Origin of the sequence: Cryobacterium sp. TMT1-19 (genome assembly GCF_004403055.1) — a bacterium.
In the GTDB taxonomy this organism is placed as follows: Bacteria; Actinomycetota; Actinomycetes; order Actinomycetales; family Microbacteriaceae; genus Cryobacterium; species Cryobacterium sandaracinum.
This window is the reverse complement of record NZ_SOHB01000034.1, coordinates 96,014-109,410: the sequence shown is the minus strand read 5'-3', so window position 1 is coordinate 109,410 and position 13,397 is coordinate 96,014. Positions and strand designations below refer to the sequence as shown.

General features: G+C 70.2%; 12 protein-coding genes. 6 read left to right on the top strand and 6 right to left on the bottom strand.

Annotation, left to right across the window (positions count from 1 at the left end; genetic code table 11):
* Positions 1 to 1,517: acetyl/propionyl/methylcrotonyl-CoA carboxylase subunit alpha (locus tag E3T40_RS09755; RefSeq protein WP_134543273.1), on the bottom strand; the 1,517-nt coding region annotated here is incomplete at its 3' end.
* An 8-nt stretch (positions 1,518 to 1,525) separates the two neighbouring features.
* Positions 1,526 to 3,133 (bottom strand): carboxyl transferase domain-containing protein, encoded by a 1,608-nt coding sequence (locus tag E3T40_RS09750; protein WP_134543271.1) that lies wholly within the window; start codon positions 3,131 to 3,133, stop codon positions 1,526 to 1,528.
* Between the two features lie 121 nt (positions 3,134 to 3,254).
* Between E3T40_RS09750 and E3T40_RS09745 the strand changes: the two genes are divergently transcribed.
* Positions 3,255 to 3,896, top strand: a complete 642-nt coding sequence (locus tag E3T40_RS09745) for a TetR/AcrR family transcriptional regulator (RefSeq protein WP_104169545.1) — start codon at positions 3,255 to 3,257, stop codon at positions 3,894 to 3,896.
* Positions 3,897 to 4,072: 176 nt separating this feature from the next.
* On the opposite strand, the gene E3T40_RS09740 is transcribed toward E3T40_RS09745, so the two are convergent.
* The 4 genes from E3T40_RS09740 to pdhA form a co-directional block, all read right to left on the bottom strand.
* Positions 4,073 to 4,735, bottom strand: coding sequence for a VOC family protein (locus E3T40_RS09740; RefSeq protein WP_166786618.1), 663 nt, complete (start codon positions 4,733 to 4,735; stop codon positions 4,073 to 4,075).
* Positions 4,736 to 4,920: 185 nt separating this feature from the next.
* Complete coding sequence (locus tag E3T40_RS09735) at positions 4,921 to 6,447, bottom strand: dihydrolipoamide acetyltransferase family protein (protein ID WP_134543267.1); 1,527 nt, start codon at positions 6,445 to 6,447, stop codon at positions 4,921 to 4,923.
* Positions 6,444 to 7,535 carry an alpha-ketoacid dehydrogenase subunit beta gene (locus tag E3T40_RS09730; RefSeq protein ID WP_134543265.1) on the bottom strand — a complete coding sequence of 364 codons (1,092 nt, stop codon included), beginning with the start codon at positions 7,533 to 7,535 and terminating at the stop codon, positions 6,444 to 6,446. Before E3T40_RS09730 ends, E3T40_RS09735 begins: the two co-directional genes overlap by 4 nt.
* Complete coding sequence (gene pdhA / locus E3T40_RS09725) at positions 7,535 to 8,644, bottom strand: pyruvate dehydrogenase (acetyl-transferring) E1 component subunit alpha (protein WP_104169541.1); 1,110 nt, start codon at positions 8,642 to 8,644, stop codon at positions 7,535 to 7,537. The genes E3T40_RS09730 and pdhA overlap by 1 nt, the downstream gene beginning before the upstream one ends.
* A gap of 133 nt (positions 8,645 to 8,777) precedes the next feature.
* On the opposite strand from pdhA, the gene E3T40_RS09720 reads away from it, so the two are divergent.
* The 5 genes from E3T40_RS09720 to E3T40_RS09700 all read left to right on the top strand — a co-directional run bounded on the left by E3T40_RS09720 (position 8,778) and on the right by E3T40_RS09700 (position 13,397).
* Complete coding sequence (locus E3T40_RS09720; protein WP_104169540.1) at positions 8,778 to 9,245, top strand: Lrp/AsnC family transcriptional regulator; 468 nt, start codon at positions 8,778 to 8,780, stop codon at positions 9,243 to 9,245.
* Positions 9,242 to 9,874 (top strand): LON peptidase substrate-binding domain-containing protein, encoded by a 633-nt coding sequence (locus E3T40_RS09715; protein WP_233191416.1) that lies wholly within the window; start codon positions 9,242 to 9,244, stop codon positions 9,872 to 9,874. The genes E3T40_RS09720 and E3T40_RS09715 overlap by 4 nt, the downstream gene beginning before the upstream one ends.
* Positions 9,875 to 9,949: 75 nt before the next feature.
* Positions 9,950 to 10,435, top strand: coding sequence for an NADH-quinone oxidoreductase subunit B family protein (locus tag E3T40_RS09710; protein WP_104101120.1), 486 nt, complete (start codon positions 9,950 to 9,952; stop codon positions 10,433 to 10,435).
* Positions 10,432 to 12,450 (top strand): proton-conducting transporter membrane subunit, encoded by a 2,019-nt coding sequence (locus E3T40_RS09705; RefSeq protein WP_104169538.1) that lies wholly within the window; start codon positions 10,432 to 10,434, stop codon positions 12,448 to 12,450. Before E3T40_RS09710 ends, E3T40_RS09705 begins: the two co-directional genes overlap by 4 nt.
* Positions 12,447 to 13,397, top strand: coding sequence for a respiratory chain complex I subunit 1 family protein (locus E3T40_RS09700; RefSeq protein WP_134543263.1), 951 nt, complete (start codon positions 12,447 to 12,449; stop codon positions 13,395 to 13,397). Before E3T40_RS09705 ends, E3T40_RS09700 begins: the two co-directional genes overlap by 4 nt.

Below are 13,397 nucleotides of genomic sequence, written 5' to 3'. Positions count from 1 at the left end.
GTCGTGCCGGTGCCCGCGGCGTCGGCGCCCGCGGCGGCAGTTCGGGCGGTGGCGGTGGCGCGCGCGTGCAGGAACAGGGCCGCGGCGGCCGGCAGGTGGTCGGGCAGCGGTTGCCCGGGCATCCCCCGGAGTCCGAGACCGGGCAGGCTGCGCTCGATCAGGCCGGTGTCGAGGCGGCCGGCGCACACGTCGGGGTCGTGCAGCAGCAACCGGAGGAACTCCACGTTGGTGTGCACCCCGAGCACCACGGTGTCGGCGAGCGCCCGGTCGAGGCGGGCGAGGGCCTCGGCGCGGTCAGCACCCCACGCGATCACCTTGGCGAGCATCGGGTCGTAGACCCCCGAGATCGGCAGGCCCGGACGCAGCGAGCTGTCGACCCGGATGCCCTCGCCGACCGGTTCGGACAGGCTGCGCACGGTGCCCTGGCTGGGGAGAAAACCGCGCGCCGGGTTCTCGGCGTAGAGGCGCGCCTCGATCGCGTGCCCGGTGAGCACCACCTCCGCCTGGGTGAGCGGCAGCGGTTCCCCCGCGGCGATGCGCAGCTGCCACTCGACCAGATCGAGGCCGGTGACCAGCTCGGTCACCGGGTGCTCCACCTGCAGCCGGGTGTTCATCTCCATGAAGAAGAACTGGTCCGGGGCCGCATCGGAGACCAGGAACTCCACCGTGCCGGCGCCGGTGTAGCCGACGCTCCGGGCGGCCTGGCAGGCTGCCTCTCCGATGCGTGCCCGCGTGGCCGGGTCGAGCAGCGGCGACGGAGCCTCCTCGATCACCTTCTGGTGGCGGCGCTGCAGGGAGCACTCGCGCTCACCGAGATGGATCACGGCGCCCGAAGCGTCGGCGAGCACCTGCACCTCGATGTGGCGGGGACTGTCGATGAAGCGCTCGAGCAGCAGCGTGTCGTCGCCGAACGCGCCCTGCGCCACGCGCCGGGCCGTTACGAGCGCCGCGGCGAGCTCGCCCGCGGCGTCGACCCGCAGCATCCCCTTGCCGCCGCCGCCCGCGGACGGTTTGATCAGGAGCGGGTAGCCCACCTGCTCCGCGGCGGCGATGAGCTGGTCGTCGGTCTGGCCGGGCCGGGAGAACCCGGGAATGACGGGCACACCGCTGTCGGCGACATGGTTCTTGCCGCGGATCTTGTCGCCCATCACGACAAGGGCGTTCAGACCCGGTCCGACGAAGACGAGGCCGGCGAAGGCGCAGGCGCGGGCGAAGGCCTCGTTCTCACTGAGGAATCCGTAGCCGGGATGCACGGCGTCGGCGCCGGTGGCCGCCGCGGCCGCCAGGATCGCGTCGATGTTCAGGTAGCTCGCCTGGGGCGCGGCCGGGCCGAGGCGCACCGCGGCATCCGCGAGGCTCACGTGCAGCGCATCACGGTCGGCGTCGCTGTAGACGGCCACCGAACGGATGCCCATCGTGCGCAGGGTGCGGATGATGCGGCAGGCGATCTCGCCGCGGTTGGCGACCAGCACGGTCTCGAAGGGTGTCAAGCGCGGTGTCGGTGCGTTCGGTGTCATGGTGCGCCTCACATCCGGAAGAGGCCGAAAGCGGTCTCGGGCAGGGGTGGCCCGGAAACAACGTCGAGGGCCAGGCCCAGCACGGTGCGGGTGTCGGCCGGGTCGATCACCCCGTCGTCCCAGAGCCGGGCGGTCGAATAGTAGGGGCTGCCCTGCCGCTCGTATTGGGCGGTGACGGGCGCGGTGACCTCCTCCGCGGCATCCGTCGACCAGGGCTGGCCGGCCTTCTCCCGCTGCTCGCGTTTGACGGTGACGAGAACGGATGCGGCCTGCGGGCCGCCCATCACGGAGATGCGGCTGTTCGGCCACATCCAGAGGAAGCGGGGCGAGTAGGCGCGGCCGCACATGGAATAGTTGCCGGCGCCGAACGACCCGCCGATCACGACCGTGAGCTTGGGCACGCGCGCGGTGGCGACGGCGGTGACCATTTTCGCGCCGTTCTTGGCGATGCCGCCGGCCTCATAGTCGCGGCCGACCATGAAACCGGAGATGTTCTGCAGGAACAGCAGCGGGATGCCGCGCTGGTCGCACAGCTCGATGAAGTGTGCCCCTTTGAGGGCGGATTCGGAGAACAGCACACCGTTGTTGGCGATGATGCCGACCGGATGGCCATGCAGATGCGCGAAGCCGGTGACCAGGGTCGTACCGTACTCCTTTTTGAACTCATGGAACTCGCTGCCGTCAACCAGACGCATGATCACCTCGTGCACGTCGTAGCGGCCCTGCGGGTCGGTCGGCACCGCGCCGTAGAGCTCGGCCGGGTCGGCAACGGGGTCGACGGCCGGCAGCCGCGGCCAGGCCGGCGGCGGAGGCGCGGGCAGGTAACGAACGATGTCGCGCACGATCTGGAGTGCGTGCTCGTCATCCTCGGCGAGGTGGTCGGTCACCCCGGAGGTGCGGGCATGCAGGTCACCGCCGCCGAGCTCCTCGGCCGTGACGATTTCGCCGATCGCGGCCTTCACCAGCGGCGGGCCGCCGAGGAAGATGGTTCCCTGGTTCCGCACGATCACGGTTTCGTCGCTCATCGCCGGCACGTAGGCGCCGCCCGCGGTGCAGGATCCCAGCACGGCGGCGATCTGCGGGATCTTGGCCGCCGACATCCGGGCCTGGTTGTAGAAGATGCGGCCGAAGTGGTCACGGTCGGGGAAGACCTCGTCCTGCAGCGGCAGAAAGGCCCCGCCCGAATCGACCAGGTAGACGCACGGGAGCCGGTTCTCGAATGCGATCTCCTGCGCCCGGAGGTGCTTCTTGACCGTCATCGGGTAGTAGGTTCCGCCCTTGACGGTGGCGTCGTTGGAGATGACGAGCACGTGGAGGCCGTGGATCAGCCCGATCCCGGCGATCAGGCCGGCACCGGGGCTGTCGTCGCCGTAGAGTCCGGTGGCGGCCAGGGGCGCGATCTCGAGGAAGGGGCTGCCGGCATCCAGCAGCCGGTCGATGCGTTCGCGCGGCAGCAGTTTGCCACGGGCGAGGTGGCGCTGGCGGGAGGCCTCGGGACCGCCGAGGGCGACGACGGCGAGGCGGCGGCGCAGGTCGGCGACGAGCTCGCGGTGGGCGGTGGCGTTCGCGTCGAAGGCCGGACTGGTCGAGTCGATCAGACTCGCGAGTGTCTCCATCGACGACTTCCCGCTTTCCCGCTTGAGTGTTCAGCCGGTACAGTTAGCGTGCACTAACCGAAAGTCAGGTTAGCGGTTCATAACTGAGTTGTCCAGAGTTTCCGCGTGAACGGAGCACCGAATGGGAGTCCTCCCGTCCTCGCCGACGGCTCGGAGCCAGGCCAAGGCCGACCGGCGGCAGGCACTGCTCGGGGCCGCCGCCACGCTGTTCGCCCGGTCGGGCTACAACGGGGTCTCGATCGAGGACCTCGGCGCGGCCGTCGGCGTGAGCGGACCGGCCGTCTACCGGCACTTCAGCGGCAAGCCGGCCGTGCTGGCCGCGCTGCTGGTGGAGGTCAGCGAGACGCTGGTGGCGGGCGGGCAGGCCGTGGTCGCGGGCGCTCCGGATGCCGCGGGCGCACTCCACGCGCTGGTGCGCTTCCACACGGACTTCGCCCTCTCGCATCCGAACGTCATCCGCGTGCAGGACCGGGACCTGGACAGCCTCGCCGCCCCGGACCGGCACCAGGTGCGCGCCCTGCAGCGCACCTACGTGGAGCTGTGGGTGCGCGTGCTCGGGCAAGTGCACCCCGAGGTTGATGCGCAGCTGCTGCGCATCCGTGCCCAGGCGACGTTCGGACTACTGAACTCGACCCCGCACACGCTGCCGGCGTCGCCGAGCGGCAAGGTGCGGCCGCTGCTCGAGGAGATGGCGCTCGCGGCGCTCGGGGCCGGGGGGCTCGCGGGCGTGGGGCTCGCAGGCGAGGGGCTCGCGCCCGCGTGAGCCGGGCATCCGTCGACGTCGACCGTTCTGGTCAAGATCAACCGGTGTGTCTGTCGACCTCGACCGGAAGTGTCGATCTCGGCGGGTAGCCGGGGCTTCAGCGGCTCAGTCCACGACCCGTCGACGAGCCATCAGACGAATTAGTCGCGGGCTCAGTCGCCGGCTCAGGAGACGGCTCAGGAGACGGTGGTGCAGACGCAGAGCTCGTTGCCCTCAGGGTCGGCCAGGACCCACCAGTCGGGGGCGTGCTCGTCGGTGAGGAGATCGCCGCCGGCGGCGATGACGTCCTGCACCCGGGACTCGGCGTCGATCGTGGGCAGATACACGTCGAGGTGGATGCGGTTGCGCTCGGTGCGCGCGATATCCATCGTCTGGAACCAGACCCGCGGGCCCTGGCCGTGTGGATCGACGAGTTCGATCTCGCCCTCGCTGTCGACCTCCACGTAGCCGAGACCCACCCGCCAGAACGGCCGGATCGCTTCGGCGTCGGTACAGTCGATCGCCACGTCATAGCGGGCCGGCCGCACCGGCGCACGGTCGGCGCCCTGCGCATCCGCGAGTTCCTGGATGCGCAGCGCAAGCCGCAGGTCGCGGTCGGTCACGCCGCCGGCGTCGTGGGACGAAAGGCGGAAGCCGACACGGCCGTAGCCGAGCCGCACGTCGGGGTGGTGATTCATCGCATCCGCCGCCTCGGCAACCTGGTCGACCAGGCGCACAGCCGAGGCGAAGTCCCGGGTCGTGAACAAGCCGTGCAGGGCGCCGTCGAGGTGGACGAAGGCTCCGCCGGCGAGCACGGACTCGGTGTCGAGAGGGGTGAGGAGGGTGCCCGGTGATTTCATCCCCCCACTCTGCTGCGCGGTCCGAGCCCCGTCAAGGCGCGCTCGGGGGCATCCGTTGCCGGCCGGCTCCCGCAGGCTGCGAACCAATTCGACGGAGATATTTGGAAAAATGCCCGTATTTACCCGCATTTCGGGCTGTGGGAGCAAAATCTCCGTCGAATTCGTTAGGGGCTGACCACTGACTCCTAGAGGAGGGCGAGGGCGCGCGCGGGGTTGGCGAGGATGCCGGCGACATCGGTCAGGAACCGGGCCGCCTGCTCTCCGTCGACGAGACGGTGGTCGAAGGCGACGCTGAGAGTGACCACCTGCCGCAGCGTGACCTCGCCGCGATACTCCCACGGCCGCGGCGCAATCGCTCCCAGCGCGAGGATCACGGCCTCCCCCGGAGGCAGGATCGGCGTGCCCGCATCGATGCCGAACGAGCCAATGTTGGTGATCGAGATCGTGCCGCCGTGCAGGGCGGCCGGGCTGGTCGCTCCCGCCCGGGCGGCGCTGGTCAGCGCGGCGAGCGCGGCGGCGAGGTCGGCGAGAGCCAGCCGGTCGGCATCCGGGATGTTGGGCACGATCAGCCCGCGCGGCGTGGCGGCGGCGATGCCGAGGTTCACGTAGTGGAACTGCACGATCTCGCCGGCCGCCTCGTCCCAGCGGGTGTTGACCTCGGGCGTGCGGGCGACGGCGAGGCAGAGCGCCTTCGCGACCACGGCAAGGACGCCGATGCGCGCGTCGGCGAACCCCCGGTCGCGTTTCAGCGCGTCGATCAGCTCGATCGTCGGCGTCACATCCACGGTCAGGAACTCCGTGGCGTGCGGCGCGGTGAAGGCGCTCTGCACCATGGCGGCGGCGGTCTGCTTGCGCACACTCCGGATCGGGCTGCGGGTTTCCCGGGCACGGGGCACGGATGCCGGGGGCCGGTCATCCGGTTCGGCGCGCCCGAGCTCGAGTCCCGGTTCGTTCGGTGTGTGGCAGACGCCGAGGGCTGCGGGGGCGGCGTACGCCGCCACGTCCTCCCGGATGATGAAGCCCGTCGGACCGGTCCCGGTCACCTGGGTCAGGTCGACGCCCAGTGTGCGAGCCAGCGCGCGCACCGGCGGCGTGGACCGCGGGCGCTCCCCGGTAGCCGGCACCTCCCGAGCCGCGGGTGACGCGGCCGACGTTGAGGCCGGCGCCGACGTCGAGGCCGCGGCCGACGTTGAGGCCGGCGTCGGAGTAGAGACCCCCCCGCGGGCCCGTCGTTGCGGCCGCCCGCCACGCTCGACCGCTGCGCCGTACCCCACGAGCACGGCCAGCCGTTCGGGCTCGCCAGCAGGAGCCGCAGGACCAGCAGGAGCCGCAGGATCCGCAGGAGCCGCAGGAGCCGCAGGATCCGCAGGATCCGCAGGAGCCGCAGGATCCGCAGGAGCCGCAGGAGCCGCAGGAGCCGCAGGAGCCGCATCGGCGGGAGAAGCGGTTGAAGGAACTGAGGGAGGCTCGGCGCCGGCGACCTCGAAGGAGACGATCGGGTCACCCACGTGCACGGTGGTGCCGGGCTGCTGGTGGAGTTCGGCGACCACGCCCGCGAAGGGCGACGGCAACTCGACGACGGCCTTGGCCGTCTCGACCTCGGCGATGAGCTGGTTGAGCGTCACCGTGTCGCCGGGCGCGACCCGCCAGGCAACGATCTCCGATTCGGTCAACCCCTCGCCAAGGTCGGGCAACCTGAAAACCTTGATCATCGTCGTCGTCCCAGCACTCGGTCGACGCCATCGAGCATGCGGTCGAGGTCGGGCAGGTGGTGGCTCTCCAACTTCGCCGCCGGGTACGGGATGTCGAAGCCGGTGACCCGCACCGGTGCGGCCTCGAGGTAGTCGAAGCAGCGCTCGGTGACCTCGGCGATGATCTCGCCACCCAGCCCGCCCGAGCGGGCGGCCTCGTGAGTGACGACGAGCCGGCCGGTTTTGCGAACGGATGCCTCGACGACGGCGTAGTCGATGGGCGAGAGCGAGCGCAGGTCGATGACCTCGACCGAGATGCCCTCGTCGGAGGCGGCGAGCGCGGCATCCGTCGCCGTGGTCACCAGCGCTCCGTAGGCAATCAGCGTGACGTCGGTGCCGGCGGCCACGACCCGGGCACTCTCGAAGGGCTCGCCGAGTTGCGGGGTCACCGGGCCGGCAACGTGGTAGCGGCGTTTGGGCTCGAAGAAGAGGACCGGGTCGTCGGAGGCGATCGCCTGGCGGATCAGGCTGTAGGCGTCCTGCGGGTTCGAGACCGCGATCACGCGCAGGCCCGAGGTGTGCGTGAAGTAGGCCTCGGGCGATTCGGAGTGGTGCTCGGCGGCGCCGATGCCGCCGCCGAACGGCACCCGGATGGTGATGGGCATGCGCAGGGCCCCCTGGGTGCGGTAGTGGAACCGGGCCACCTGGCTGACGATCTGGTCGAATCCGGGGAAGATGAAGCCGTCGAACTGGATCTCGCAGACCGGGCGGTAGCCGCGGTACGCCAGCCCCACCGCGGTGCCGATGATGGCGGACTCGGCCAGTGGGGTGTCGACGACCCGGTTCGGCCCGAACTCGGCGAGCAGGTCGCTGGTCACCCGGAACACGCCGCCGAGGGCGCCGATATCCTCGCCGAGGAGCACCACCTTCGGGTCGTCGAGCATGGACTGGCGCAGCCCGGCGTTGATCGCCTTGGCCAGGGTCAGGGTCTTCGTGTCCGTCAGCGCCGCCTCGATCGGCGACACCGGCGTCACAGGCACCGGCGCAGGCACCGGCGTCGAGCCGTTCGCGCGTGTAGCCGGAGCACTCCGGATGGTTTCGATTGACATCAGACCTTCCCTCCGGTCGGCTCGAAGCTCGCCAGGTAGGCCGCGTACTCCGCACGCTGGCGGTCGACCCCGGCGTGCGGGGTGGCGTAGACGTTGGCGAGCACGGTCAACGGCTCCGGGTCAGGCAGGCCGATGCAGCCGGCGCGCAGCTCGGCGGCCGTGGCGTCGGCCAGTGCCTGGGTCTCGGACTCCAGCTCGGGGGTGAACAGGCCGAGAGAGTCGAGCAGCCGTCGCAGTCGCAGGATCGGGTCTTTCTTCGCCCACTCCTCGAGTTCGGCTGCCGGCCGGTAGCGAGTGGGGTCATCCGCGGTCGTGTGCGGGCCCATCCGGTAGGTGACGGCTTCGATGAAGGTGGGGCCTCCCCCGGTGCGGGCCCGGTTCAGGGCCAGCCGGGTCGCGGCCATCACGGCCAGGATGTCGTTGCCGTCGATTCGGAGGCTGGGAATGCCGAACCCGGGGGCCCGGCCGGCGATGCCGAAGCGGGTCTGCAGTCCGACCGGCTCGGAGATGGCCCAGTGGTTGTTCTGGCAGAAGAAGACCACCGGCGCCTGAAAGCTCGCCGCGAACACGAGCGCCTCGCTGACGTCGCCCTCGCTGGTCGCGCCGTCGCCGAAGTAGGCCACGGCCACCGAGTCCGCGCCGTCGAACACGGCTCCCATCGCCCAGCCCGTGGCGTGCAGGGTCTGCGCCCCGATGATGATGCTGGGCGTCGCCATTCGGTACACCAGCGGGTCCCAGCCGGATTGCGCGGTGCCGCGCCACACCCGGAGGATGTCGGTGGGCGCTACGCCTCGACACCAGGCGACGGCGTTCTCACGGTAGCTGGAGAAGACGAAGTCGTCGGCGCGGAGCGCGCGGCCCGAGCCGATCTGCGCGGCCTCCTGGCCGAGCAACGGCGGCCAGAGCCCCAGCTCTCCCTGACGCTGCAGCGCCGTGGCCTCGGCGTCGATGCGGCGCACCACCACCATGTCCTGGTAAAGCGCCGCGAGGTCGGCCCCGGTCACCTCCGCGACCCAGGGATCCAGATCGGCGTCGGCCAGCCGCTTCCCCTCGGGGCTCAGCAGCTGCAGAAGAATGTCGGGGGTCTCCCCAGTGTGGACAGTGTGCATCAGATGCGCTCCCAGCGTCGTTGCCGAAGTTGTTGAGAGCGTACGATTCCGCGACACGGAGCACAACCATGACAATGAATTTTGAGCAATTTGCCCTATTCATGGGGCACCCTGCCTGCTACCGTCGAGCAGTATGCACAGTCTGGACAAAGTCGACTTACAGTTGCTCCGCGCTCTGTGCGCCGAACCGCGCAGCACGTTCGTGGCGCTTGCCCAGCAGCTGCGCCTCTCCCGCAACACGGTGCAGGCGCGCATGGCCAGGCTTGAGGAGTCGAACGCGTTCCTCTCCTTCGACCGCCGCATCAACCCGGTCGCGCTGGGCTATCCGCTGACGGCCTTCATCGAGGTGCACGTGCAGCAGAAACGCCTCGCCCAGATCGTGGCCGAGCTCGCCCGCATTCCGGAAATCGTGCAGGCGCACGGCATGAGCGGGGCGACCGACATCCTGGTGCGCGTGGTGTGTGCGGATGCCGACGACCTGTTCCGCATCGACGGCACCATCCTCGCCTGCGAGGGTGTCGATCGCACCGAGACGTCCCTGGCCATGGGCGAGCTGATCCCCTACCGGATCACCCCACTGCTGGAGCGCACCCGCCCATGACCGCGCTGCCGGTGACGTCCCTGCCGATGTTCCCGCTCGGGTCGGTGCTGTTCCCCTATATGCCGCTGCAGCTGCGGGTGTTCGAGGACCGCTACCTGGTCATGCTGTCGCGCATCCTCAAGGAGGAGCCGGCCGAGTTCGGCGTGGTGCTGATCGAACGCGGCCAGGAGGTCGGCGGCGGCGAGCGGCGGTTCCACTACGGGACCGTGGCCCAGATCACCGAACTCGAGGCCTCCGAGGGATTCGTCGGGGTGACCGCCCAGGGCGAACGCCGGGTCGAGGTCATCGACTGGCTGACCGAAGACCCGCACCCCCAGGCCACGGTGCGCGACCTTGCCGAGCTGGACTGGGACGACGACCTGCTGCCACTGCGGGACCGGGCCGAGCAGGCCGTGCGACGCGCCCTGGCCCTCGCAAGCGAATTCGCCGACCAGCTCTGGCCCTCGACGGTGGAGCTGTCCCGGGATCCGACGGCGGCCGCCTGGCAGATCGCCGGCATCGCCCCGCTGGGCCCGCTGGACCAGATCGAACTGCTGCGGTCCACCTCGATGGAGCAGCTCCTCACGGCGGTGATCGAGTACACCCAGGAAGCCGTGGACTCCCTCAGCGCGCCCTGGCCCGAAGAATAACCCCAATCTATTTGATAAATTCATCATATAGGTATATAAAGAAGTAATGATGTATCGTGCCACACGGAGCCTGAGTTGAGCGTCAAACGACTCCTGAACCTCATCCGAACCAGTGGCCGCATCGCGGAAGCGGCCCCACCGGCCCCGGCCCTGTTCCCCGGCGCCGAGGTCTTCGGCGGCAGCGTGCAGGTGCGCTTCATCAACGCCGGCAGCTGCAACGACTGCGCGATGGAGGTGCAGAGCGCGTTCGGCCCGGTCTACGACGTCGAACGCTACGGCATCCGTCTGGTCGCGTCGCCGCGTCACGCCGACGTGCTCGTGATCACGGGTGCCGTGACCCGCAACCTGATCGAGCCGATGCGCCGCACCATTGACGCCACGCCGACCCCCCGCTTCGTGATCGCGGTCGGCGACTGCGCCATCACCGGCGGCGTCTTCGCCGAGGGTTACGGCGTGGCCGGGCCGGTGTCGGACTTCGTGCACGTCGACCTGTCCGTGCCGGGCAACCCGCCCGAGCCGGCCGTCATCGTCGAAGCACTGCGCCGGATGACCGGTCGATGACCGCCCTCGAAGCCGGCATGCTCGGCCAGACCCTGCTGCTCGTGGTCGCCGTCGCCGCGGCCCTGCTCACACCCACTTCATGGCGCTCGCGGGTCAGCGGATTTTTCTGCACCCTGCTCGCCGTGGCCGGCGTCGTCACCGGTGCGATCGCGCTCTCCGGCGGCACCGGGTCGCTGAGCATCCCCACCGCCCTGCCGATGGACCCGCTCGTGCTCTCCCCCGACCGCCTCGGCGGACTGGTCATGGTGGTCGTCTCCGTCGTCGGCGTGCTCGCCTCCCTGTTCGGGATCGGCTCGGCCCGCGTGGCCTCGGCCTCGCGCACCTCGTGGCTGTCGATGGCCGTGTTCCTCTCCGGCATGCAGCTGGTGCCGGCCGCAACCGACGTGGTGTCGTTCCTGCTGTTCTTAGAGATCATGACGCTCGGCTCCACGGCGCTACTGCTGGCCCACCACGCCACCCGCGGCACGGTCGCCTCCGCCCTGGTCTGGTACTCGGCGATGTCGCAGCTGAGCTTCTTCTTCGTGCTGGCCGGCTTCGCCATGCTCGCCGGCCTGGCCGGCGGCACCGGGTTCGCCGACCTCGCCACCATCGATCCCTTCACCTGGCAGGCGAGCGTGGGCTTCCTGCTGCTGCTGCTCGGCTTCGGCGGCAAGGCTGAGCTCGTGCCCCTGCACGTCTGGGTTCCGCGGGTGCTGCCCGAGGCCCCCGGCCACGTCGCCGCAGCGATGAGCGGCGCGATGGTCAACATCGGCGTCTACGGCGCACTCCTCGTCGTCGTACGGCTGCTGCCGAACGGCCCGGCCTGGTGGGGAGTGCTGATCATGGTGCTCGGCGGGGTGTCCGCGCTCTACGGGATTCTGCAGGCCTCCGTGGCGAGCAACCTCAAGGTGCTGCTGGCCTACTCCACGACCGAGAACATGGGGCTGGTGTTCCTGGGGCTCGGGGCATCCGTTTTGCTGCGCGCCGACAACGCAGCTGCCGCGGCCGACGCGGCCCTTGTCGCCGCCCTGCTGCTGATGCTCAGCCACGCCGCGTTCAAGTCCACCCTGTTCCTCGGGGCCGGCGCCGTGGCCCGCGCGGCCGGCGAGATGAATCTCGACCGGCTCGGCGGCCTCGGCAGCCGGATGCCCTGGACCGCCGCCGCGTTCGGCGGGGCCGCCATGGGCGCCGCGGCCCTGCCCGTCACGAGCGGGTTCGTCGCCGAGTGGATGCTGCTGCAGGCTCTGATCCACGGTTCACGGGTCGACGGGGAGGTCGTCTCCGTCGCGGCATCCGTGGCCATGCCACTCGCGGTCGCCGTGATCGCCCTGACCGCCGGGCTGGCCCTGCTCACCTTCGTCAAGGCCTACGGGATCGCCTTCCTGGCCCGCCCGCGCTCCCGGAAGGCCGCACTGGCCGACGAGGTGCCCGTCATCATGCGCATCCCGCTCGTGCTCGGCGCCCTCCTCGTGGTCGGGCTCGGCCTGCTACCGGGCCCGCTCGCCGTGGCCATCGGCTCGGCCGTGGGCCCGGCGTTCACCCCCGACGTGCGCACCATCGGCCTCGCCGGCCTGGACGCCCGCGGCATCGACGCCGTACTCGACCCCACCACCTTCATCGTGCTGGCCGGCCTGCTGCTCGCGCCCGTGCTGATCACGCTGTTCATTTCCGCCCGGCGCCACCCCACCCGCACCTCGCCGCTCCCCTGGGCCGGCGGCGGGTCACGGCTGCGGCCGCGGATGCAGTACACGGCCACCTCGTATGCCGAGCCGCTGGTGCGCGTCTTCGACGACGTGCTCCGGCCCACCCGCGACGTGGAGGTCACCCACGTGGGTGAATCCCGCTACCTGGTGGAACGCGTCCACGTGGAACAGACCGTGTCCGACGTGGTCGAGACCCGGCTCTACCGCCCGGTGCTGAACCTCATGCAACGGTTCGGCATTCTGGCCCGGCGCGCGCAGAACGGCAGTATCCATCGCTACCTGTCCTATTCCTTCGTCGCCCTGCTTTCCGTTCTGATCGTGGTGTCCCTGTGACCGGCGCCGCGGCGATCATCATCGCCCTGGTTCAGCTGGTGCTGTTCGTGTTCCTCGCCCCCCTCCTGATCGGCGTGATCCGCCAGGTGCGGGCCCTCCTCGAAGGCCGGGCCGGTTCCGGCATCTGGCAGCCGTGGCGCGATGTGCGCAAGCTCCTGGCGAAGAACCCGGTGCGCGCCGCCGACAGCAGCTGGATGCTCGCGGCCGGTCCGGTCACCCTCCTGGTCTCCAGCCTGCTGCTCTGCGCACTGCTGCCGCTGGTCGGCACCCTGCCGCTGCCGCTCATCCCCAGCGACCTGTTCGTGATCGTCTCCATCATGCTGGTCGGCGTGGTGGCCCTGGCCCTGGTCGGCCTCGACGCCGGCACCGCGTTCGGCGGAATGGGTTCCAGCCGTCACATGACCGTCGCCGCTCTGGTCGAGCCGACCCTGCTGCTCGCGGTCTACGCGCTCTCCATCCCGGCCGGCACCTCCACCCTCTCGCTGATCGTGGAGACCCGGCTCCTGAATCCGGCCGTGATCATCTCCCCGGTCAGCCTGCTGGCCATGGTCGCCCTGGCCATCGCCATCATGGCCGAGACCAGCCGTCTGCCGGTCGACAACCCGTCGACCCACCTCGAAGTGACCATGCTGCACGAGGCCATGGTGCTCGAGGCCTCCGGCCGCGACCTGGTCTGGCTCGAACTCGGCTCCTGGCTCAAGCTGGCCGCCCTGCTCGGCCTGCTCAGCAACCTGATCGTGCCATGGGGAATCATGACCGACTTCTCGGTGCTCGGCGTGATAGTCGGCGTGGGCACCGTCACCGTGAAAATCCTGCTGCTGGGCGTTGTGCTCAGCGTGGGTGAGGTCTTCCTGGCCAAGGCGCGGCTGTTCCGCGTGCCCGAGCTGCTGGCGGGGTCGTTCGCCCTCGGCCTGCTGGCTGTCACCGCTTCCTACCTGGTCGCTTAG

Bases quoted from the DNA above. Each gene is read 5' to 3' on its own strand.
- E3T40_RS09750 (WP_134543271.1), bottom strand. From the start codon at position 3,133: ATGGAGACACTCGCGAGTCTGATCGACTCGACCAGTCCGGCCTTCGAC.
- E3T40_RS09745 (WP_104169545.1), top strand. From the start codon at position 3,255: ATGGGAGTCCTCCCGTCCTCGCCGACGGCTCGGAGCCAGGCCAAGGCC.
- E3T40_RS09740 (WP_166786618.1), bottom strand. From the start codon at position 4,735: ATGAAATCACCGGGCACCCTCCTCACCCCTCTCGACACCGAGTCCGTG.
- E3T40_RS09735 (WP_134543267.1), bottom strand. From the start codon at position 6,447: ATGATCAAGGTTTTCAGGTTGCCCGACCTTGGCGAGGGGTTGACCGAA.
- E3T40_RS09730 (WP_134543265.1), bottom strand. From the start codon at position 7,535: ATGTCAATCGAAACCATCCGGAGTGCTCCGGCTACACGCGCGAACGGC.
- pdhA (WP_104169541.1), bottom strand. From the start codon at position 8,644: ATGCACACTGTCCACACTGGGGAGACCCCCGACATTCTTCTGCAGCTG.
- E3T40_RS09720 (WP_104169540.1), top strand. From the start codon at position 8,778: ATGCACAGTCTGGACAAAGTCGACTTACAGTTGCTCCGCGCTCTGTGC.
- E3T40_RS09715 (WP_233191416.1), top strand. From the start codon at position 9,242: ATGACCGCGCTGCCGGTGACGTCCCTGCCGATGTTCCCGCTCGGGTCG.
- E3T40_RS09705 (WP_104169538.1), top strand. From the start codon at position 10,432: ATGACCGCCCTCGAAGCCGGCATGCTCGGCCAGACCCTGCTGCTCGTG.